Below are 19624 nucleotides of genomic sequence, written 5' to 3'. Positions count from 1 at the left end.
CCGCGCTCACTTAGCGCAGTCCTTAAGCCGTAGCGCCTTGGCGATATCGCGCCAGTCGAACGCGGCCACGGCCTGGTCGTCGTGCAGCGCGTAGAACACGCCATGGGGGAAGCGCGCATCGCCGGTGGGGTCCAGCCACACGCCATCGGTGTTGGCGGTGACGCGGCCGCTGAAGGCGCCCACGTGTTCCAGGCTGCGGCGGTCGAACACATGGAACAGGCTGCGATCCTTGAACTGGTCGGTGGCGATCCAATAGCCGCTGCCATCCTGGCACTGCAGCAGCGCCATGCCTTCGGCCTGCGCCTGGAACAACCTCGCGCCGACATTGCGGCTCTTGTAGCGACCGTCCAGGCCGTATTCGCGCAGCTGCGTGCCTAACGCGGTGTCTTCCTCGGCGATCATCAGCCGGTCGTGGGCGACATCGCCATACACCGACTCGGCGATGCGCACCGCGCCCTGCGCGCCGGTGTCGCCGAAGCTGCCGATGGCTTTGCCTTGCCACTGGCCGCCTTCGCGGGCGAAGCGGAAGCGCTTGAAGCGCTGGCCCAGTTCAGCCAACGGCGGCGGCACGTCCTTGTCGCCCGGCGACATGTAGTTGTCGCTGACGATCACCTCGTAGCCGCCTTCGAGCGGGCGCACCCACAGGCCGTACGGCTCGCGCAGCACGTCGCTACCGAATACCGCCAGCGGCTCGAAGGCAGGTAGCGAGAACACCTGCACGCGGCGGTTGTCGCGTTCGACCACGAACGCGAGGTCATCCACCACCGAGATGCCGTTCGGGCGATCGAGCTGGCCCAGGGCCGCTCCCTTGCCGCCCACGCCGCGCAGGCGCACGCCGCTGTCGCCGTCGAACACCACCAGCTGGTGGCTGCCCTTGGCGGTGGTGATGATCCAGCGGCGGCCATCCGGCGCGCGCCAGGCGGCGGGCGAATCGAGGTTGTCGGCCGGCGCGGACGGGGTCAGGAAGGTCTCACTGATCACCGCGTGCGGCACATGCGCCTTGGACAGCAGCGGCTCCCCGCCCTGCTCGTCCGGCTCGCGGTCCGCCTGTACGCGGGGCGCGGGCGCCGACGTGGACGCACAGGCGGCCAGCAGCGCCGCCGCCAGCGCCAGCAGCGCGCCGCGGGCGGCGTGCGTGCGATGGCCTACCGCCCTCACAGGGCCACCTTCAGGCCGAGGGCGTAGGTGCGGCCGTATTCCTCGTTCTGCAGCGTGCGCGAACACACGCCCTGGTAGAGCTCCAGCGGTTCGTCGAGCAGGTTCTGCGCTTCGAAGTAGACGCTCACCGCGTCGGTGAACTGGTAGCTCATGCTGAAGTCCAGCTGCGTGTTCGGCGCCACATAGATGTCGTAGGCCTTGCTGTCGCCAATGGTGTCGAGGTACGCGCTGCGATACACCGTCGCCACGCGGGCGCTGAAGCCGTACTTCTCGTAGCCGATATGCGCGCTGTACAGGTTCTTCGAGGCGCGCGGCAAGGTGAAGTCGTCGCCGTCGCGGTCGGCCAGGCCCGGGTCGAAATCGGTGTCCAGGTAGGTCGCGCTGACGCCGACCAGCAAGCCATCCCAGCCTTCCGGCAGGAAGCTCAGCTGCTGCTGCCAGTTGAACTCGGCGCCGTACACCTCGGCCTTGTCGCCGTTGATCACGCGCGTCACGTCGAAGTCCGGGTATTGCGGGTCATCGTTGCTGAAGGTCTGCACGATGTAGTCGTCGATCGACTTGTGGAACAGGCCCAACGAAACGATGCCGCTGTCGCCCAGGTACTTCTCCGCCGACAGGTCCAGGTTGGTGGACTTGTACGGGTCCAGCTCCGGGTTGCCGACGTCCACTTCCTCGTCGTCGCGGTTGACGGTCAGGCGCGGGGCGATGTCGCCGAAGGACGGACGCGAGATCGTCTTGGTCGCGGCCAGGCGCAACACCCAGTCGTTGCCCGCGTCATAGCGCAGGTGCAGGCCCGGCAGCACGCTGGTGTAGCTGCTGCTGGCGCGGGTCGGGGTGACGGTATAGGCGCGGCCGCCGTCGGCCACGTCCACCTGGTTGCCCTGCGCGTCGAACTGGGTGTTCTCCACGCGCACGCCGGCGATCACGCGCAGCGCGTCGATGTCCCAGGTGCCCATCGCGTAGGCGGCCAGCACGTCCTCGCTGGCGGTGTAGTCCTCCGACAAGCGGGTGACGGCATTGGCGCCGGCGTCCTGCGGGCGGGCCCGGTAGAGGCTGCCGTTGGCCGTCCAGTAGCGGCGCATCTCCGACGAGCTCAGGCTCTCGCCCAGCGTGCCGCCGCGATGTTCCGGCGCGTTGGTGGTCCACGGGCCCAGGTCGATGTCCGGTCCGTTGCGCAGCTCTTCCTCGTCCGAGTTCACGCTGCGGTCGCGCCAGCGCCCCAGCACGCCGAACTTGTAGCTGGACGCATCGCCGTCGAAGCGCACGTTCACCTGCGCGCTGTGCTCCTTGTCGTCCACCTGCTTGGGCGAAATCACGAAGCGGTTGAACTCGAACTCGTCGTTGCTTTCCCAGCCGTTATCGGAGAAATCCAGGGTCGGGATGCGGTGGTTCTGGTCCACGGTCACCGTGTCGATGTCGTCGCCGGCATATTCGAAGCGCGCTTCCTTCTCGTCGTTCACGCGCTCGCGGGTCTTGGTGTAGCCGACCTTGTAGTCCAGCGTGGCGGCGGTCAGCCGGTGCTCGCCGCCGAAGCTGGCGGCCAGCGTGTCCTCGCTCTTGGTGCGGTAGCGCACGCGCTTGGTGATGGCGTCCGCCGGCAGGTCGCTGACGGTGTAGGTGCCGTCGCCGTTGCCGGACACGTCGCCATCGCCCAGGCCGAACACGGTGTTCTGCCGGGTCTCGGCATCCTCGAACTTGCTGTACAGCGAGCGGAAGTAGTAGCGGTTGTCCGCGTCGGGGCGCCAGTCCAGGTTGAGGTTGGCACCGGTGCGCTTGCGCTCGATGGTGTACTTGCGGCGCTGCACCTCGGTGGCGAACAGGTCGTCCGGCCGGTCTTCGTCGTACTCGTCGTACTCGACCTCGGTGTTGTCGGACTCGAATTCGCGGTCCTGGTAGTTCACGCCCACGGCCACGCCGAAGGTGTCGTTGAAGATGTCGCTGTAGTTGAAGGCGGCCTTCGGGCTGGTCTTGCCGCTGAGCTGCTGGTGGCTGGCCTCGACGCTGCCGCGCACGCTGCGGCCATCGCGGTCGAACGCCGAGACCGATTCCACCTCGATGGCACCGCCGATCGAGTCGCCCGGCATGTCCGGGGTCGGCGACTTGATGACCTTCAGCCGCTCGGTCGAGTCGGAGGGGATCACGTCCAGCGGCGCCGAGCGGCTGGAATCCTCCGGCGTGCCCATCGCGATGCCGTCCACGGTGACGCTGTTGAGGTTGGCGTCCAGGCCGCGGATCACCACGTAGCGGCCCTCGCCCTGGTCGCGGGTGACGCTCACGCCCGGCAGGCGCTGCAGCGACTCGGCGACGTTCTTGTCCGGGTAGTCGCCCATGGCGTCGGAGGACACCGCGTCGAGGATCGCCTGCGCATCGCGCTTGAGTTCGACCGCGCGTGCCTGCGCTTCGATCTGCGGGCGCACTTCGATGCGGTCCAGGTCGGTGGCGGCCGGAGCACCGCTGGCGGCATCGGCGGCCATGGCCGGCACGGCGAGCGAGGACAGGGTCATGGAAATGGCGAGAAACAACGGCTTGCGGTTCGTGGTCACTGTGCGCCCCGGGGGAGGTGTCAAGAATGGGTGTGCACGGTATGTCCACGAGGTTTCATCGGCATGACACCGGGGCGACTGTTCTGTGCGGACGTGAGCGCGCTGGCGGTCGCGGCGCCCTCTCCGGCACACTGTGCTTACCTGCCACCGTCATCGAACCGCCATGAAGATCGTCGAAGTCCGTCATCCGCTCGTGCAGCACAAGATCGGCCTGTTGCGCGACGCCGCGCTGAGCACCAAGGGCTTCCGCGAGCTGGTGACGGAGCTGGGCACGCTGCTGGCTTACGAGGCCACCGCCGACCTGGAGACCGAATCGCACACGATGGAAGGCTGGGCCGGCCCGGTGCAGGTGCAGCGCATCGCCGGCGCGAAGATCACCCTGGTGCCGATCCTGCGCGCCGGGCTGGGCATGCTGCCGGGCGTGCTGGCGCTGATCCCGGCCGCGCGCGTGAGCGTGGTGGGCCTGCAGCGCGACGAGGAGACGCTGCAGCCGGTGCCGTATTTCGAGCGGCTGACCGGCCGACTGGAAGAGCGCGACGCGCTGATTCTGGACCCGATGCTGGCCACCGGCGGCACGCTGATCGCCACGGTGGACATGCTCAAGCGCGCCGGCGCGCGCAAGATCAAGGGCATCTTCCTGGTCGCCGCGCCGGAGGGACTGAAGGCGCTGGAAGCCGCGCATCCGGACGTGGAGGTGTACACCGCGGCCATCGACGCACGGCTCAACGAGAAGGGTTACATCCTGCCGGGGTTGGGGGATGCGGGGGATCGAATCTTCGGGACGCGGTTGTAAGGCTGCCCGCACGCCCACGGCGATCGCCACGGCGGCGGTGGCGTGTCGAGATTCGAGCCGTCACCTCGCGCCGCGCCAGCGCGGCAGGAACAAGCGCACGAGCGTGCCATTCCCCGGCGTGGACGCCAGCGACAGGGTTGCCCCCAGCGCGCGGGCCCGTTCACGCATGCCGATCAATCCCCAGTGGCCTTCGCGTTGTCCACCGGCAAGCAAGGCCGGGTCGATGCCGCAGCCGTCGTCACGCACCTCCACCCGCACGCCCCGCCAGCCGTGGGCCACGGATACCGTGATGTGCCGCGCACCGGCGTGACGCGCCGCGTTGGCCACCGCTTCGCGCACGATGCGGTACACCTCGTCCTGCTCGGCGGGCTTCAAGCGGCCCGGCCTGCCGCGCGTACTGAACGCGTAGGTGGTCTCCGGCGGTAGCGCCAACTTCTCGGGCAACTCGCCCAACCGGGCCTCCAGGTGTCGCGGCTCGGCGGGTTCCTGGCGCAACTCGCGAATCCTGTCGCGGCCTTCCACCAGCCCGGCGTTGGCTTCGGTCACCACGCGCGACAGCGCGGCCTTGGCCGCTTCGCCATCGCCTTTTTCGAGCCGCGCTCGCGCCGCCTCCACCATGAACATCAGCGCCTGCATGGATTGCAGCAAGGTGTCGTGCAAATCACGCGCGATGCGCTCGCGTTCGACGAAGCGCGCGCGATACACCCGCTGCAGCCCCGCGCGTGCGGCGGCCACGCGCCAGCGCACGAGCGCCCAGATCGCGCACAGCAGTGCCGCCAGGCAAGCCAGCGAGAACCACCAGGTCTGCCAGAACGCCGGCGGCACGTCGAATGCCCACGTGGCTTCGTTTCCGGACCCGTCCTCGCCGCTGTCGGCCGCCTGCAACGTGAAGCGGTAGTGGCCGGGCGCCAGGCCGCTGTACATCGCCTGGCGTTGCGCGCCGGCGTCATGCCAGTCGGTCTCCCGCCCTTCCAATCGATAGCGGAAACGGGCGCGTTCTGGCCGGCCCAGGAACGGCGCGGTGTAGTCGATCCGCAGGTCGCGGCTGCGCGCCGGCAAGGACATCGCCGACGCCAGCGGCACCGCCCTGTCGTCCACGTGCACCGCCAGCACGACGGGCGGTGCTGCGGGCTTGGCGTCGCGGCGCGGGTGCGCGGCGGGGTCGATCCAATGCACGCCGCGACTCGTCGCGACCCATATCCGGCCCTGGTCGTCGGCCACCGCCACCGGGGACGCGCCGCTTTGTTCCGCCGCCCCCCGCAGGCCATCGAGCACCCCGAACCGCTCGAAGGCCACGCGATAGGATGGCTGCGCCCGCCATCGGGCCATCTCGCGGGCGGGCACGCGGGTCACGCCGGGCCGCCCGACCAGCCACGCTTCGCCATTGGCGAGCATCACGATGCCGGCCGTGCGCTCGAACGTTTCACCCCCGCGCCCGAGCAGGTGCTGGAAATGGTCGCCGATGCGCGCGGCCACGCCCCGCACGCCGCCGATCCACAGCTCGTCCTTCCAGGCCCGCAGCACGGCGATGCGCCCGACCTGCGGCCCGTCTGCGTCGAAATCGTGGTGGCCGCCTTCCTCGAACACGCGGATCGTCTGTCCGGCGTCGGACCAGAGGCGGCCTTGCGCATCCTGCGCAAGCGCGCGCGGCGCGGTGCCCGCTTGCATGCCGTACTTGGCGTTCTGCGCTTCCCACCGCCCCTGGTACAGCCGCAACAGCCCGCCGTTGACCTTGCTCACCCACAGGGCGCCGTCGCGGTCGCTGGCCATCGTCACGATCGTGCCGTTGCCGGCCACCTCGGGCGGCAGCGGCACCGACTGCAGCTTGGCGCCCTCGCTGCGCCACAGGCCGCCGTTCGCATCACCGACCCAGAACTGGCCGTTGCCATCGCGAAACAGCGCGGTCACGCCGGCTTCCGCGCCCGCCACCTCCTGCACGCGCGCGCCGCCCGGCGCGTCCGGATCCGGGGTGATGCGCATCGGGCCCTTGTCCGCGTTCGCGGCCCACACCTGGCCCTGCCCGTCCACGCCTACCGCGAACACCTGGTCGCGGCGCGGCAGTTGGATGGCGGCCAGCGTGTTGGCACGGAAGCGATCCAGCCCGTTGGCGGTACCGACCCACAGGTTGCCTTCGCGGTCTTCGAACAGCGTCCACACCACCTCGGAGGTCAGGCCCTGTGCCGTGCCGAAATATTCCGGCGTCGGCGCGGCGTGGGCCCTGTCCGGCGCATGCAGCACGGCGGGGTCCCGCACACGCGCGACGCCATGTTCGTTGGCGAGCCACATCACGCCATCGCGGTCGAAGCGCAGGCCGGCGCCCTTGAAGGCCGGGTCGAGCCAACTGGCGGTGACGCCCGCGCGTCCGGGAAGCGGCACGGCCTGCGACAACGGACGCACGCCCCACTCGTCGGCCGCCCACAGCGTGCCATCGGGCGACTGGTCGAAGAACGGGGAGTCGATGGACTGCGGCATGACCTCGAACGCGCGCGCACCCGGTGCCAGATGCGCGATGTGCGCGGAGGTGCCGTCCGAATACGCCACCCACATGCCGTGGTCGCGGTCGAAGAACAAGCGCTGCGGCATCCAGGCAGGATCGAAGCCCATGTCCGGGACGCTCTTCCACGTGTCCGTGGCAGGGTCCAGGTAGACGAGCGCGGCCGACGTGGCGGCCCACAGCCGCCCCGTGGCATCGCGCCCGAAGCCGATCACCGAACCCAGCGGTACGTCGTCGCGCTGGTATTCGTAGTTCGCCGGATGGGCGCCGCCCATGCGGCTCATCCCGCCGCTGACATAACCCACCCACACGCTGCCGTCGCGATCGACGAACAGGTTGAGGATGTCGTCATCGACGATGGGGGCGCCGGCGATGGCGGTGATGCGTTCGAAGCGCAGGCCATCGAAGCGATACAGGCCCTGCCGTGACCCCAGCCAGAGGAAGCCATCGGGCGTTTGCGCGATCGACAGGATCTGCGCCGGCGCGCCCTGTTCGGGTGTCCAGCGGTCGTGCCGCAGCTGCGAGAGCGCGCGATCCGGCGCGAGCGCCTGGGCACCAGCGCACAGGCCAAGCCAGAACATGACCAGGCCCATGCGCAGCACACGGCGCAGCGCGTGCCTGGGCGCGACGCACCGCCAGGAAGAAACAGCAGGGACCGGAGGGGCCATGGCGGCGCGGGTGTCGAAGGAAGGTGCCCGGCGATCTCCCCCCGCCGGGATGGGCGGCGCGAGTATGGCCCAGCCTCCGGGTCGCCGCACAGCGGCCCGATGCCCGCCCGGGCCACGCCGATACCGCTCCCCCAAATGGAGGAGCGCCGCCCGCCCGATCCCTGTGATGCGAAGCGCCCCACCCGCGCGGATGCTGGCACCACGCCCCACCTCCGCGCTGCCATCGGCCGCGCCCCTTCTTTCCTGCAGGCAACCGAGATGACCTCCTATCCCCACGTCCGCGATGCGCTCCACGACCGCCTCCTGACGCCGCAGAACGCCGCGGTGGTCATCATCGATTTCCAGCCGGTGCAGGTCAGCTCCATCGCCTCGCGCGACAAGCGCCAGCTGGTGGCCAACATCACCGCGCTCGCGCGCATCACCCGGCTCTACGGCCTGCCCACGGTGCTGTCGTCGGTAAACGTTGCCACCGGCCGAAACCAGCCACTGATCCACCAGCTGACCGACGTGCTGCCCGACGTCCCGGTCGTGGACCGCACGTCGATCAACGCGTGGGAAGACCAGGATTTCGTCTCCGCCGTGAAGGCGACCGGCCGGAAGAAACTGGTGATGGCCGCGCTGTGGACGGAGGTGTGCCTCGTGCACCCGGCGCTGGATGCCCTGGCGGAAGGCTTCGAGGTCTACCCGGTGGTCGATGCCTGCGGCGGCACCTCGCTGGAAGCCCACGACGCCGGCCTGGAGCGACTGTTCCAGGCCGGTGCCCAACCCACCAGCTGGGTGCAGCTGATCTGCGAGCTCCAGCGCGACTGGAACCGCGAGGCCACGGTGCCGGGCTTCACGGAGATCCTGTTCGCGGTCGAAGGCCACTGAACCGCCACCCAAACTGGAAGGAGCGCACAGATGAGCAGATGGACGATGACCCTCCTGGTGGCCTTCGCGGCTACCGCGCAGGCTACCCCGCCCGCGGTGTCCGACCCGTACGCCAAGACGCCGGCGGAACTGTCGGCCCTCGCCACGACGGGCGGCGCGGGCGGTTCGGGCAATGCGAAGGTGCAGGTGGTCAGGTTGCTGGGCGATCCCTCCCGGTCCGGCCCGTACAGCCAGTTGCTACGCGCGGCGCCGCACGCGGCCATCCCCGCGCATCATCACGCGGGCGACCGTGTCGCCACGGTGCTGTCGGGCACGTGGCACTTCGGCTATGGAAGCAAGTTCGACGCGCGCAAGCTGAAGACCCTGCCGGCCGGTTCGGTGTATACGGAGCCGGCGAACGCGGCGCACTTCGCGCAGACCGGGGACGAGCCCGTCACCGTGCTCATCACCGGCATGGGTCCGACGGATACGGTGTACGAGAATCCCGCCGACGACCCACACGCCGGGCATTGAAGCGCGGTCCTTGATGCGCCCGGAACCTGCGCGGCGGTAAAACACCCATCCAGGCGTTACCGCCCTTCCCCCCTGCTGAAAGGAGCTTCCATGCACATCGACCTGAGCCACAGGAGCGCCATCGTCACCGGTTCGACGGCCGGCATCGGGCTGGCCATTGCCCACGGGCTGGCCGCCTCCGGCGCACGGGTGGTCGTCACCGGACGCACGCAGCCGCGCGTGGACGAGGCCATCGCCACCCTCACCCGCCAGGTGCCCGGCGCCCGCGTGTCGGGCGTGGCCGGCGACCTAGGCACGTTGAAAGGCGCGCAGGCGCTGATCGAAGCCGAACCGTCGACCGACATCCTGGTCAACAACCTGGGCATCTTCGAGCCAAAGGCCTTCTTCGATATCCCCGACGAAGACTGGATGCGCTTCTTCGAAGTGAACGTGCTCAGCGGTATCCGGCTGGCCCGCCACTATGCGCAGGGCATGGCGCAACGTGGCTGGGGCCGGGTCCAGTTCCTCTCCAGCGAGTCGGGCGTGCAGATTCCGACGGAAATGGTCCATTACGGCACGACCAAGACCGCGCAGCTGGCGGTATCGCGCGGGCTCGCCGAAACACTGGCCGGCACCGGCGTCACCGTCAACGCCATCCTGCCCGGCCCGACGCGGTCGGAGGGCGTGGGTGATTTCTTCGGGAAGATCGCCGCCGAAAAGGGCAGCTCGCTGGCCGAGGTCGAGCGCGACTTCATTGCCACGCACCGGCCGACCTCGCTGATCCAGCGCCTGGCCACGGTGGAGGAAGTGGCCAACCTGAGCGTCTACTTGGCCTCCGAGCAGGCGTCGGCCACCACCGGCGCGGCGGTGCGCGTGGACGGCGGCGTGGTGCGCTCGGTGATCTGACCTCGCGGCGCGCAGGCTGCGCGCGGCGCAGCCCGCCTGCTCAATCGTCCAGCCGCACCAGCCCGCGGCGCAGCGCGATATGGAACGCCTCGGTGCGGTTGCTCGCATCGATCTTCTCGAAGATGCGCGTCAGGTGCGACTTCACGGTTTCGGCCGAGATGCCCATCTCGTTGGCGATCCGCTTGTTCTCCCATCCCCGCGCCAGCGCGGTGAGGATGGTCAGTTCGCGCGCGGTGAGTGCCTCATCGCCGATGTGCCGCGAAATCTCCTGGGACACCTCGTTGGAGACGCAGCGCTTGCCCTGCGCGATCTTGCGCAGCGCGTCGATCAGCTCGCCGCGCAGCGCGCTCTTCAGCAGGTAGCCGTACGCGCCGGCGGCGATCGCCTCGCGCGCGTTGCCATCGCCGCTGTAGGTCGTGAGCACGGCCACGCGGGCCTCGGGAAACTCCGCGCGCAGGCGGCGGATGAATTCGATGCCGTTGCAGCCCGGCATCTGCAGGTCCACCAGCACGACATCGGGCAGCAGCCGGCGGAACTGCGCCAGGCCGTCGTCGGCGTCGCCGGCCTCGCCGGCCACGACCAGGTCCGGCTCCACCTCCAGCATGGCGCGGATGCCGTTGCGCACGAGCGGATGGTCGTCGATGGTCAGTATCCGGATGCTCATGTCCCGCTCCGCTACGCCCGCCGCTGCCGGTCACGGCGCAATGTATAGCAACCGGCGGCCCTCCGGGGGCATCCCCCAAATGGAGGACACGCGGGCCACCGTTCACCGCGATGACCCGGCCCGGGGCACGGCCGATGCTGCTCCGGCAGGCGCATACGGCGCGCGGAGAAGCAGCCATGGATTCGCTGGGGCCGGTCTATCCACCGGGACATACCGCGCTGCTGCTGGTGGATCCCTACAACGACTTCCTTTCCGAAGGCGGCAAGTTCTGGCCGCGCCTGGCCGAGGTCGCGGCGGGCGTGGACCTGCTGGCGAACCTGCGCCGCATCCGCCAGGCGATCCGCTGTGCCCGCTGGCCCCTGTTCTTCGTCCCCCATCACCGCGCGATGCCCAATGACTTCGAACGCTGGCAGCACCCCACGCCGTGGCAGCAGGCGATGTCCCAGGCCCAGGCCTTCGCCATGAATAGCTGGGGCGGCCAGTGGCATCCCGATCTCACGCCCGGGCCCGGCGACACCGTGGCCCGGGAGCATTGGGGCACTAACGGCTTTCTTGGCACGGACCTGGACCTGCTGCTCAAGCAACAGCGCATCAGCCACGTCGTCGTGGTCGGTGCGATCGCCAACACCTGCATCGAGACCACCGCGCGCCATGCCAGCGAGCTGGGCTACCACGTCACCCTGGTCACCGATGCCACGGCCGCGCTCAGCCACGACGCGATGTTCTACGCGCACGAGGTCAACGGACCGACCTTTGCGCATGCCCTGCTGACCACGCGCGAATTCCTGGCGCGCGTGCCCTTCACCACCGACCCGTGAACCATCGAACCCGACGAGGAATTCCCATGAAAACGCTCCTTCGCCTCTTCCAGCGCGCCGCCCTCGCGGGCATGGCGCTGTTCGCCGCCACCCTCGCCCACGCGGCGAACGTGGACATCCAAAGCCATACCGCCCAGGTCAATGGCGTCACCCTGCATTACCTGCAGGCCGGCCACGGCGACGGCACGCCGGTGGTGTTGCTGCACGGCTATGCCGAAACCAGCCGCATGTGGCAGCCGCTGATGCGCGAGCTGGCCGGCCGCCACGTGATGATCGCGCCGGACCTGCGCGGCGCGGGCGGCTCCTCCAAGCCGGCCGGCGGCTACGACAAGAAGACCCTGGCGCAGGATATCCACGCGCTCGTGCAATCGCTGGGCTATCCCAAGGTGAAGATCGTCGGCCACGACATCGGCCTGATGGTCGCCTACGCCTACGCGGCGCAGTACCCGGACCAGGTCGAAAGCGTGGTGCTGATGGATGCGTTCCTGCCGGGCGTGGGCGACTGGACCAAGGTGTGGCTGCTGCGGGACCTGTGGCATTTCCACTTCTACGGCGAAACGCCGCTGAAGCTGGTCGATGGCCGCGAGCGCATCTACTTCGAGCACTTCTGGAACGACTTCGCCGCCGACCGCAACCACTCGGTGCCCGAGGCCGACCGGCAGTTCTACGCGGCGCAGTACGCCCAGCCCGGTGGCATGCGTGCCGGCTTCGAGTACTTCCGCAACTTCGAGCAGGATGCGAAGGACTTCGCCGGCTTCGCCCGGACGCCGTTGCACATGCCGATGCTGGTGCTGTCCGGCGAGAAGGCCGGCGGCCAGTTCCTGATCGACCAGGGGCGGATGGTGGACACGAATGTGGAGGGCATCATCATCAAGGGCTCGGGCCACTGGCTGATGGAAGAAGCGCCCGGGCAGACGATTCCGGCGCTGGTGGCGTTCCTCGACCGGTAAGGCATGCTCGAGAAACGCGGCGCATGGAGAGAAGGCGCTGCCGGCAGGCAGCGCCCTGGTGCTGATAGACGCGCGCTATAGGATGGCAAATGGCTGGCGTTCTGGCCCCTGATATCCCGCCGTGGTCATGCACCAGGCAGTTTGGGAGACCGCGCTGCGACGGCGATGAACGCTGAAAATCCCCACAGTGCCGCCAATGGACCCAGACAAATCAGCAGCCACGACATGGTGTGAAGCGTCACCTGGAAAGGCGCCGAGGGAATGTTGGTCACCGACACGGACCAGAATGGATTGGGTTCCGGCAGAGCAGCGATGGCGCCGACTGCCGGATATAACAACGCAGCAAGACCTGCGATCATCCCCACCCAGATGAGGGACATCACAAGCAGTGCACGTACGGTCGATCGGGTCATCCGTCCCTCCAATGGTCGGCAGCCGGGCGAATCCTCTCAGTCGCGACGCCCGATGGGGCCCGATGTTCCGTCAGTTCCCGCCGGCTGACAAGCAACCGCTTCGCCTCAGCGCTTCCCTTCCACCGTTGCCGGGGTCAGCGCCTGCAACGCAGCGCTCACGTACACCAGCGGTGCGTTCCAGTTGATCGCCACCTCGTTGCTCGCGTAGCTGCACGTATCGTCCAGCCACGACAGCGCCGGCAACGCGCTGGGATAGCGCACCGCTCCGCAATCCTTCGCATCCTGCTGGCCCGGGTTCGGGCCGCCGGACAACCAGCCCGGCACCGGGGCGGCGATGCCGTCCGCTTCCGAAGGCCGGTGGTGGATATTCATCGGGCTGCGCGCGCCCTGCCCGGTCACGAACGACACGCCCAGCGGATTGCGCCCCAGGATGTAATCCAGCTGCGACTGCGCGGCGTCCAGTTGCACGCGATCGCCGTCCAGCCGGTAGCCCTGCAGCAGCATCAGCGCCTGGTTGAGCACGTCGGCATTGCTGCCCCAGCGAAAATCCTGTGGCTGCATCGTCACCCGCCACGCCGATTGCGACCACTTCGTCGCCAGCTTCGCCGCCTCGCCTGTCACGCCGTCGCGCACTTTCGCCCGCGCGGCATCGTCGGGCAGCTTGGGCAGTTCGCTGGCCAGCGAGATCCAGCCCAGCGCGCCCACGTCCGCCCAGTTCGGCACGCCCGGCGGCTGCGCGTAGCGCTCGAAGGTCTGGTAGTAGGCCGGCGTGCCGGTCAGCAGGTACAGCTCGGCGGCCGCCCACGCGAATTCGTCGTCGAACTTGTCATCGTTGTAGCCGCCGGTCTTGACGTCGGCTGGCTGCACGTAAGCCACGTCCGGATGGGTCATCGCCCAGCCCCACGCCGCTTCGGCCGCCGCGCGCATGCGCGCCGGCACGCCGGGAAAGCGGGCTTCATAGGGCGCGTAGACCCGCGCGGCCATCGCCATGACCGCGGCGAAATCCAACGTCGCCGCCGTGCCCTTGCCGACCATGTAGCGCCTGGCGTTCGCTTGCGCGGGCATCACGATGCCGTCGAACTGCAGGTTGGTGAGCTTGTGGTACACGCCGCCATCGCCCGGGTCCTGCATGGCGAGCATCCATTCCAGGTTCCACATCGCCTCGTCGAGGATGTCCGGCACGGCGTTGCCGCTTTCGGGGATATTGATGTCCCGGCCCTTGAAGACCTGCGGGTAATGCGCGTAGGCGGCCAGCAAGGTCCAGGTCGAGATGCCGGAGTTCACCACGTACTTGTTGTAGTCGCCGGCGTCGTACCAGCCCCTGGGCGCGGAGACCACGGTGCCGGCCGGCCGCCCGGGCGATGCGGCGGAAGGATGGATCTCCACCTGCGTATCCGGGTGGCCGGCCGCGCGCGCGAACTGCCCGGCGTAGCGCGCGTCCAGCGCGGTGCTGGCGCGGTTGTAGTAGTACGCCTTCAACGCGGCGTCGTTCAGCCCGGCATACGCGTTGGCGTCGATGCGGAAAAGGTCGGAGGCCGGCACGCCACGCACCTCGATGCGGTACTGGCCTGGCGTGGCCAGTGGGCTGAAATCAGCCAGCGCCGCCATGCGGTCGGCCGGCGCCCAGCGCGCCGGCGCGCCCAGCGTGCCCTTGAACACCGTCTTGCCATCCTTCGCGCGCACCACGGTGAAGGGTTGGCTCGCCTCGATGCCCTCCACCACCGCCAGCTTGCGTGCGCCAGGGGCAAATCCGAGCTGGTCGACACGGATGGCCGGTTCGGCCAGCGCGGGAACGGCGGCGACCAGCAGGCAGGATGCGGCAAGGCGCAACAGGCGGTGGGACATCGAGGCAGGCTCACGGGCGGGACGCCCGATCCTGCCCGGCCTGCGGTCGCGGGCGCAAGCCGCGCGGCGACGCCGGGTCGGCGAACCTTCATGCAGATCGCGCCGTGTCCAGCCGCGGCACGTGTGCTCAGGCCAGCAGCGGCGTGAACAAGCTGCGCGCGCGCAGCTCGGCCACCTCGTGCGTGGTGCCGTAGCGGCCGCGCGCGTCGCGCACCACCTGCGCCAAGGCGCAGTCCGGGTCGTGGGTGAAGAACAGATGGACGTTGCGCGCCAGCTTGTCGTCCAGGAAAGCGTGCTTCTCGTCGATCAGCAGCTCGGCATTGCGGTCGTAGCCCATGGTGATGGGCACGTGCACCCACGAACGCCCGGGGATCAGGTCGGCGCAGAACACCACCCCACCGTGCGGCTGCCCGTCGATCCATTCCGGGCCGACGATCTCGGCCAGCATCAGCCCCGGCGTATGGCCGTCGCTGAAGGTGAAGCGCACGCTGTCGCCGAGGGCCTGCGAACAGGCGCCTTCGACGATCTCCAGCCGCCCGCTGGCCTCCAGCAACGCCGGCAGTTCGGCAATGAAGCTGGCGCGGTCGCGCGGATGCGGGTGCAGCGCGCGTTGCCAATGCGCCGCGCCCACCAGGAACGTGGCATTGGGAAACAGCAGTTCCGGCGCGCGGCCTTCGCTCCAGGGCGCCAGCAGGCCGCCGGCATGGTCGAAGTGGAGGTGGCTCAGCACCACCACGTCGATGTCCTCGTGCTCGAAACCGGCTTCGCGCAGCGAATCCACCAGCACGTGCCGGTCTTCCTGCACGCCGTAGCGCTCGCGCAGCCTGGGCTCGAAAAACGCGCCGATGCCGGTTTCGAACAGCACCGTCTTGCCGGCCAGCGGGCTGGCCAGCAACGCGCGGCAGGCCAGCGCGATGCGGTTGTGCTCGTCCGGCGCGGCCCACTTCTCCCACACCGCGCGCGGCGCGTTGCCGAACATCGCGCCGCCATCCAGCTTCTGGCTGTTGCCGCGCAGGGACCAGAGTTTCATCGCGCGCGCCTCAGTTCGACGGGGCGGCGATCACTTCGGCGCTGCCCACCGGGTTGCGCGGGTCGCTGCCGCCGCGCAGCACGTTGCCTTGCAGGTCCCACTCCACCGTCTGCAGGTTGCCCCACACGTGGCTGGAACCGCGGCCGCCTTCGGCGCTGTCGCCCGGCACGTCCACCGTATGACCGAGCTTGCGCAGCCCGGCGACCACGTCCGGGCCGAAGGCGCCGCCCTCGGCCTCGATGGTGTCCGGCAGCCACTGGTGGTGGTAGCGCGGCAACGCGGCGACCTGCTGCGCGTCCAGGCCGGCGTCGTAGCCGAGGATGCCCAGCAGCACCATGGTGATGATGCGGCTGCCGCCCGGCGTGCCGAGCACGGTCACGCGCTGCGGCGATTCCATGAACGTCGGCGTCATCGACGAGAGCATGCGCTTGCCCGGCTTGGGCGCGTTGGCCTCGTAGCCCATCACGCCAAACGCATTCGGCGTGCCGGGCTTGAGCGCGAAATCATCCATCTCGTCGTTGAGCAGCACGCCGGTGCCCTTGGGAATCAGGCCCGAGCCGTACAGCAGGTTCACCGTCTGCGTGGCGCCCACGCGGTTGCCTTCGCTGTCGATGATCGAGAAGTGCGTGGTCTCGTCGTCTTCCAGCGGCGTGGGGTTGCCCGAGAGCAGGTCGCTGGGCGTGGCCTTGGCCGGATTGAGGGTGGCACGCAGCCCCATCGCGTAATCCTTGCTGGTCAGCACGCGCTGCGGGATGGTGACGAAATCCGGATCGCCCAGGAAGAACGTGCGGTCGCGGTAGGCGCGGCGCATGGCCTCCACCACCAGGTGCGTGCGCTGCACCTCGTCCAGCTTGGCCAGGTCCCAGCCTTCGAGGATCTGCAGCATCTCGGCCAGCGCAATGCCGCCGGAGGACGGCGGCGGCGCGGTGGTGATCTTCCAGTCGCGGTACTGGAAGCTGATCGGCGTGCGTTGCTTGACCTGGTAACCGGCCAGTTCCTGCGCGGTCCAGCGGCCGCCGGCCTGCTTCACGCCGGCCAGCAGCTTCTTGGCGGTCTCGCCGCGGTAGAAGCCATCAAAGCCCTTCTCGCCGAGCAGCGCCAGCGTGTGCGCCAGCTCCGGCTGCTTGAACACGTCGCCGGTGGCGATGGGGCGGCCGTTGCGCAGGTACACCTCGCGCGTGCCGGGGTAGCGTTCCATCACTTCGCGGCGCGAGGCGTAGCCCTTGGCCATGCGCTCGTACACCGGGAAACCCTCGGTGGCGATGCGGATCGCCGGCGCCAGCGACTGCTTCAGCGGCAGCCGGCCGTGCTTGCCGGCCAGCTCCACCAGCGCCGCCGGCAGGCCCGGGATGCCGGCCGACCACGGGCCGTTGATCGAGCGGTCGCGGTCCAGCTCGCCATTCTTGTCCAGGAACTGCTGCGGGGTGGCGGACTCGGGCGCGTACTCGCGCGCGTCCAGCATCACGTCCTGGCCGGTCCTGGCGTCGTGCAGCAGGAAGAAGCCGCCACCGCCCAGGCCCGAACTGATCGGCTCGACCACCGCCAGCGTGGAGGACACCGCCACCGCCGCATCGAACGCGTTGCCGCCTTCCTTGAGGATCTGCAGGCCGGCCTCGGTAGCCAGGTGGTGGCCGCTGGCCACGGCCGCGCCGGGCGGATGCCGGCCGGTTGCGGGCGCCGCCACTGGCGGTTCGGCGGCGAACGCGGGCGCGGTGAACAACACCAGCAGGCACAGCAGCACGGGGCGGGCGAAGGGCTTCATGGCGATGGCGGTTCCTCTTCGTAGAACTCGGGATGGTCGCGCTGCAATTGGCGCAGCTTGGCCAGGAGCTGGTCGTGGGTCTCCGGGATGTCCGGATCGGGGTCGATGCATTCGACCGGGCAGACCATCACGCACTGCGGCTCATCGTAATGGCCCACGCACTCGGTGCAGCGCGCCGGGTCGATGATGTAGATGGTCTCGCCCATGGAGATGGCCCGGTTCGGGCAGGCCGGCTCGCAGACATCGCAGTTGACGCACAGCTCGTTGATCTTCAGCGACATGGCGGCGGCATCGCGTCTGCGCGTGCGGCGTGTCGCGCGCGGGGCGGGGGCGCGGCGCCGGCACGGGCCGGTCCGGCGTGGCGGGGATCGTGCGCGAGCGCGCCGATCGCCAGGGGGAGTTGCGGGTACGGCAAGGCGGTTCCGATGGAGGGACCGGGCGCACGGGGCGCCCGGTCCGCGGGTATTACTTGGCTTCGACGAAGATGTACTCGGCGCCGGTCGGCTGGATGATGGTCTGCACGCGCGCGTTGTCGGCGGCGTCGCCGATGAACACGATGCGCACGCCCTTCATGGAGTCGGCCTGCACGTCCTTGAACACCGCGGCGATCATGTCGGCCATCTTGGCCGAGGCCGAGGAGCCGAAGGCGATCATGTTGCCCGGGCTGATGCCGCGGCTGATGGTCGTGGTCGCGCTCTCGACCTGGCGCTCGTACTTGGCCTGGAACTCCGGATCCGATTCCGGCGGCAGGTAGTACAGGAACGGGCTGTTGGTGACGTTGCCCATGTTCTGGATCGCCACCTGCTGCAGGTACTGCTTCCAGCCGGCATCGTCGTCCTTGCCCGGGGCCTTCAGCGCCACGGCGGCCTCGGTGGCAGGCTTGGCTTCTTCCTTCTTGCAGGCGGTGAACGCCAGCGCGGCCATCGATGCGATGAGCAGCCCACGCATGAGATTCTTCATTGGGTGATCCTCCCTGTTTCCTGTTTTGTTATGGGTGTGACGGGTGAAATTCACGCCTGGGCGCGCGCTTGGCGCGCCTGGCGCAGCGCCTCGACCACCGAGGCGGGGACGAAGCCGGACACGTCGCCGCCCAGGCGGGCGATCTCGCGCACCAGCGAGGACGAGATGAAGCTGTACTGCTCGGCCGGGGTGAGGAACAAGGTCTCCACCTCCGGGATCAGGTGGCGGTTCATGCTCGCCATCTGGAATTCGTATTCGAAGTCCGACACCGCGCGCAGGCCACGCAGCAGCACCCCGGCCTTCACCTCGCGCACGAAATGCGCCAGCAGGGTGTCGAAGCCGCGCACCTCGATGTTGTCGTGCCCGCCCAGCGCCTCGCGCGCCAGCGCCACGCGGCGCTCCAGCGGCAGCGCCGGCCCCTTGGAAGGGCTGTACGCCACGCCGACCACCACCTTGTCGAACAGCGGGGCGGCCCGCGCGACGAGGTCGATATGGCCGTTGGTGATCGGGTCGAAGGTGCCCGGATAGACGGCGATGCGGCGATTGGCCACGGTCATGCTGGATTACCGCGTTAAGGTGGCGTCAGTGTAGCAGCGGCCCGCCGCTGGTACAGCGCATAGCGCACCTCGCGGGTCGTGCCCTCGCGGTGCGGGCGCCATTCGGCCGGCAGCGCGGGCGCGGCGTCATGCGGCGCCTCCACGTACAGCCAGGCCTGCTCGGACAGCTGCGCGGGCAGCGCCGCAAGCACCTGATTCCAAAGGCCGGCGGCGAAAGGCGGGTCGACGAAGGCAATATCGAAACGCGCCGCCGGCGGGCGCGCCAGCCAGCGCAGGGCGTCTTCCTGTACCACCTCCACCTGCCCCGCCGCGCCGAGCTTGCCGACCTGCTCGCGCAGGCGCGCAGCCAGCCCGGCGTCGCGCTCCACCAGGCACGCGCTGCCGGCGCCGCGGGAGACGGCCTCCAGCCCGAGCGCGCCGCTGCCGGCGAACAGGTCCAGCACGCGTGCGCCGGGCAGCGCCGGCTGCAGCCAGTTGAACAGGGTTTCGCGCACGCGGTCGCCCGTGGGGCGCAGGCCGGGCAGGTCCGGCACGGCCAGGCGCGTGTTGCGCCAGCGTCCGCCGATGATGCGGACCTGCCCTTCTGGCTTGCGCGCGCTCACGCGCGGCCCCGCGCGGATGCGACGGGGCGGCAGGGCCGATACGGGGCGGAAGGCAGGCGGGTCATCAGGCCGCGCATGATAGACCAGCGCGGCCACCAC

At 69.3% G+C, this 19624-nt stretch carries 18 protein-coding genes; 6 read left to right on the top strand and 12 right to left on the bottom strand.

Annotated elements, in window-relative coordinates:
- Positions 1-6: 6 nt before the first annotated feature.
- Positions 7-1158: a phytase gene (locus tag P6166_RS05015; RefSeq protein ID WP_277763412.1), complete on the bottom strand. Its 1152-nt coding sequence runs from the start codon at positions 1156-1158 to the stop codon at positions 7-9.
- The gene (locus P6166_RS05010) at positions 1155-3662 is read right to left on the bottom strand and encodes a TonB-dependent receptor (RefSeq protein WP_277763446.1); all 2508 of its coding nucleotides are present in this window, start codon (positions 3660-3662) and stop codon (positions 1155-1157) included. Before P6166_RS05010 ends, P6166_RS05015 begins: the two co-directional genes overlap by 4 nt.
- A 202-nt stretch (positions 3663-3864) precedes the next feature.
- Between P6166_RS05010 and upp the strand changes: the two genes are divergently transcribed.
- Positions 3865-4494, top strand: a complete 630-nt coding sequence (gene upp, locus P6166_RS05005) for a uracil phosphoribosyltransferase (protein ID WP_277763411.1) — start codon at positions 3865-3867, stop codon at positions 4492-4494.
- Between the two features lie 60 nt (positions 4495-4554).
- On the opposite strand, the gene P6166_RS05000 is transcribed toward upp, so the two are convergent.
- Positions 4555-7581, bottom strand: coding sequence for a sensor histidine kinase (locus tag P6166_RS05000; protein WP_277763410.1), 3027 nt, complete (start codon positions 7579-7581; stop codon positions 4555-4557).
- A gap of 333 nt (positions 7582-7914) precedes the next feature.
- Between P6166_RS05000 and P6166_RS04995 the strand changes: the two genes are divergently transcribed.
- The 3 genes from P6166_RS04995 to P6166_RS04985 all read left to right on the top strand — a co-directional run bounded on the left by P6166_RS04995 (position 7915) and on the right by P6166_RS04985 (position 9924).
- Positions 7915-8526 (top strand): hydrolase, encoded by a 612-nt coding sequence (locus P6166_RS04995; RefSeq protein ID WP_277763409.1) that lies wholly within the window; start codon positions 7915-7917, stop codon positions 8524-8526.
- Positions 8527-8556: 30 nt separating this feature from the next.
- Positions 8557-9039, top strand: coding sequence for a cupin domain-containing protein (locus P6166_RS04990; RefSeq protein ID WP_277763408.1), 483 nt, complete (start codon positions 8557-8559; stop codon positions 9037-9039).
- A 90-nt stretch (positions 9040-9129) separates the two neighbouring features.
- Complete coding sequence (locus P6166_RS04985) at positions 9130-9924, top strand: SDR family oxidoreductase (protein ID WP_277763407.1); 795 nt, start codon at positions 9130-9132, stop codon at positions 9922-9924.
- 40 nt (positions 9925-9964) lie between these two features.
- Here the strand turns inward: P6166_RS04985 and P6166_RS04980 are convergent, their stop codons facing one another.
- Complete coding sequence (locus P6166_RS04980; protein WP_277763406.1) at positions 9965-10588, bottom strand: response regulator transcription factor; 624 nt, start codon at positions 10586-10588, stop codon at positions 9965-9967.
- Between the two features lie 176 nt (positions 10589-10764).
- On the opposite strand from P6166_RS04980, the gene P6166_RS04975 reads away from it, so the two are divergent.
- Positions 10765-11406 (top strand): isochorismatase family cysteine hydrolase, encoded by a 642-nt coding sequence (locus P6166_RS04975; RefSeq protein ID WP_277763405.1) that lies wholly within the window; start codon positions 10765-10767, stop codon positions 11404-11406.
- Positions 11407-11432: 26 nt separating this feature from the next.
- Positions 11433-12356 (top strand): alpha/beta hydrolase, encoded by a 924-nt coding sequence (locus tag P6166_RS04970; RefSeq protein WP_277763404.1) that lies wholly within the window; start codon positions 11433-11435, stop codon positions 12354-12356.
- A gap of 125 nt (positions 12357-12481) precedes the next feature.
- On the opposite strand, the gene P6166_RS04965 is transcribed toward P6166_RS04970, so the two are convergent.
- From P6166_RS04965 to rsmD, 8 genes are all read right to left on the bottom strand, one after another.
- Positions 12482-12769: a hypothetical protein gene (locus P6166_RS04965; RefSeq protein WP_277763403.1), complete on the bottom strand. Its 288-nt coding sequence runs from the start codon at positions 12767-12769 to the stop codon at positions 12482-12484.
- 105 nt (positions 12770-12874) lie between these two features.
- On the bottom strand, positions 12875-14614 hold the full coding sequence (locus P6166_RS04960) for a glycoside hydrolase family 9 protein (RefSeq protein ID WP_277763402.1): 1740 nt from the start codon (positions 14612-14614) through the stop codon (positions 12875-12877).
- A 127-nt stretch (positions 14615-14741) separates the two neighbouring features.
- Positions 14742-15644: an MBL fold metallo-hydrolase gene (locus P6166_RS04955; protein WP_277763401.1), complete on the bottom strand. Its 903-nt coding sequence runs from the start codon at positions 15642-15644 to the stop codon at positions 14742-14744.
- Positions 15645-15654: 10 nt separating this feature from the next.
- A complete protein-coding gene (ggt, locus tag P6166_RS04950) occupies positions 15655-17406 on the bottom strand; it encodes a gamma-glutamyltransferase (protein ID WP_277763400.1) in 1752 nt (583 codons plus the stop codon).
- Positions 17403-17687: a YfhL family 4Fe-4S dicluster ferredoxin gene (locus P6166_RS04945; RefSeq protein ID WP_130319108.1), complete on the bottom strand. Its 285-nt coding sequence runs from the start codon at positions 17685-17687 to the stop codon at positions 17403-17405. Before P6166_RS04945 ends, ggt begins: the two co-directional genes overlap by 4 nt.
- Before the next feature lie 184 nt (positions 17688-17871).
- Positions 17872-18366 (bottom strand): hypothetical protein, encoded by a 495-nt coding sequence (locus P6166_RS04940; protein ID WP_277763399.1) that lies wholly within the window; start codon positions 18364-18366, stop codon positions 17872-17874.
- 50 nt (positions 18367-18416) lie between these two features.
- Positions 18417-18923: a pantetheine-phosphate adenylyltransferase gene (coaD, locus tag P6166_RS04935; protein WP_277763398.1), complete on the bottom strand. Its 507-nt coding sequence runs from the start codon at positions 18921-18923 to the stop codon at positions 18417-18419.
- Positions 18924-18937: 14 nt separating this feature from the next.
- On the bottom strand, positions 18938-19543 hold the full coding sequence (rsmD, locus tag P6166_RS04930) for a 16S rRNA (guanine(966)-N(2))-methyltransferase RsmD (protein WP_277763445.1): 606 nt from the start codon (positions 19541-19543) through the stop codon (positions 18938-18940).
- Positions 19544-19624: the final 81 nt, after the last annotated feature.

The organism is Stenotrophomonas sp. HITSZ_GD (assembly GCF_029543105.1).
Classification (GTDB): Bacteria; Pseudomonadota; Gammaproteobacteria; order Xanthomonadales; family Xanthomonadaceae; genus Stenotrophomonas_A.
This window is presented reverse-complemented; position numbering and strand designations above follow the sequence as displayed.

Coding starts and splice junctions, on each gene's coding strand:
- upp (WP_277763411.1), top strand. CDS start 3,865: ATGAAGATCGTCGAAGTCCGTCATCCGCTCGTGCAGCACAAGATCGGC.
- P6166_RS04940 (WP_277763399.1), bottom strand. CDS start 18,366: ATGAAGAATCTCATGCGTGGGCTGCTCATCGCATCGATGGCCGCGCTG.
- P6166_RS04980 (WP_277763406.1), bottom strand. CDS start 10,588: ATGAGCATCCGGATACTGACCATCGACGACCATCCGCTCGTGCGCAAC.
- P6166_RS04995 (WP_277763409.1), top strand. CDS start 7,915: ATGACCTCCTATCCCCACGTCCGCGATGCGCTCCACGACCGCCTCCTG.
- P6166_RS04975 (WP_277763405.1), top strand. CDS start 10,765: ATGGATTCGCTGGGGCCGGTCTATCCACCGGGACATACCGCGCTGCTG.
- P6166_RS04970 (WP_277763404.1), top strand. CDS start 11,433: ATGAAAACGCTCCTTCGCCTCTTCCAGCGCGCCGCCCTCGCGGGCATG.
- P6166_RS05010 (WP_277763446.1), bottom strand. CDS start 3,662: ATGACCCTGTCCTCGCTCGCCGTGCCGGCCATGGCCGCCGATGCCGCC.
- P6166_RS05000 (WP_277763410.1), bottom strand. CDS start 7,581: ATGGGCCTGGTCATGTTCTGGCTTGGCCTGTGCGCTGGTGCCCAGGCG.
- P6166_RS04960 (WP_277763402.1), bottom strand. CDS start 14,614: ATGTCCCACCGCCTGTTGCGCCTTGCCGCATCCTGCCTGCTGGTCGCC.
- P6166_RS04985 (WP_277763407.1), top strand. CDS start 9,130: ATGCACATCGACCTGAGCCACAGGAGCGCCATCGTCACCGGTTCGACG.
- P6166_RS04945 (WP_130319108.1), bottom strand. CDS start 17,687: ATGTCGCTGAAGATCAACGAGCTGTGCGTCAACTGCGATGTCTGCGAG.
- P6166_RS04955 (WP_277763401.1), bottom strand. CDS start 15,644: ATGAAACTCTGGTCCCTGCGCGGCAACAGCCAGAAGCTGGATGGCGGC.
- P6166_RS04965 (WP_277763403.1), bottom strand. CDS start 12,769: ATGACCCGATCGACCGTACGTGCACTGCTTGTGATGTCCCTCATCTGG.
- coaD (WP_277763398.1), bottom strand. CDS start 18,923: ATGACCGTGGCCAATCGCCGCATCGCCGTCTATCCGGGCACCTTCGAC.
- P6166_RS04990 (WP_277763408.1), top strand. CDS start 8,557: ATGAGCAGATGGACGATGACCCTCCTGGTGGCCTTCGCGGCTACCGCG.
- ggt (WP_277763400.1), bottom strand. CDS start 17,406: ATGAAGCCCTTCGCCCGCCCCGTGCTGCTGTGCCTGCTGGTGTTGTTC.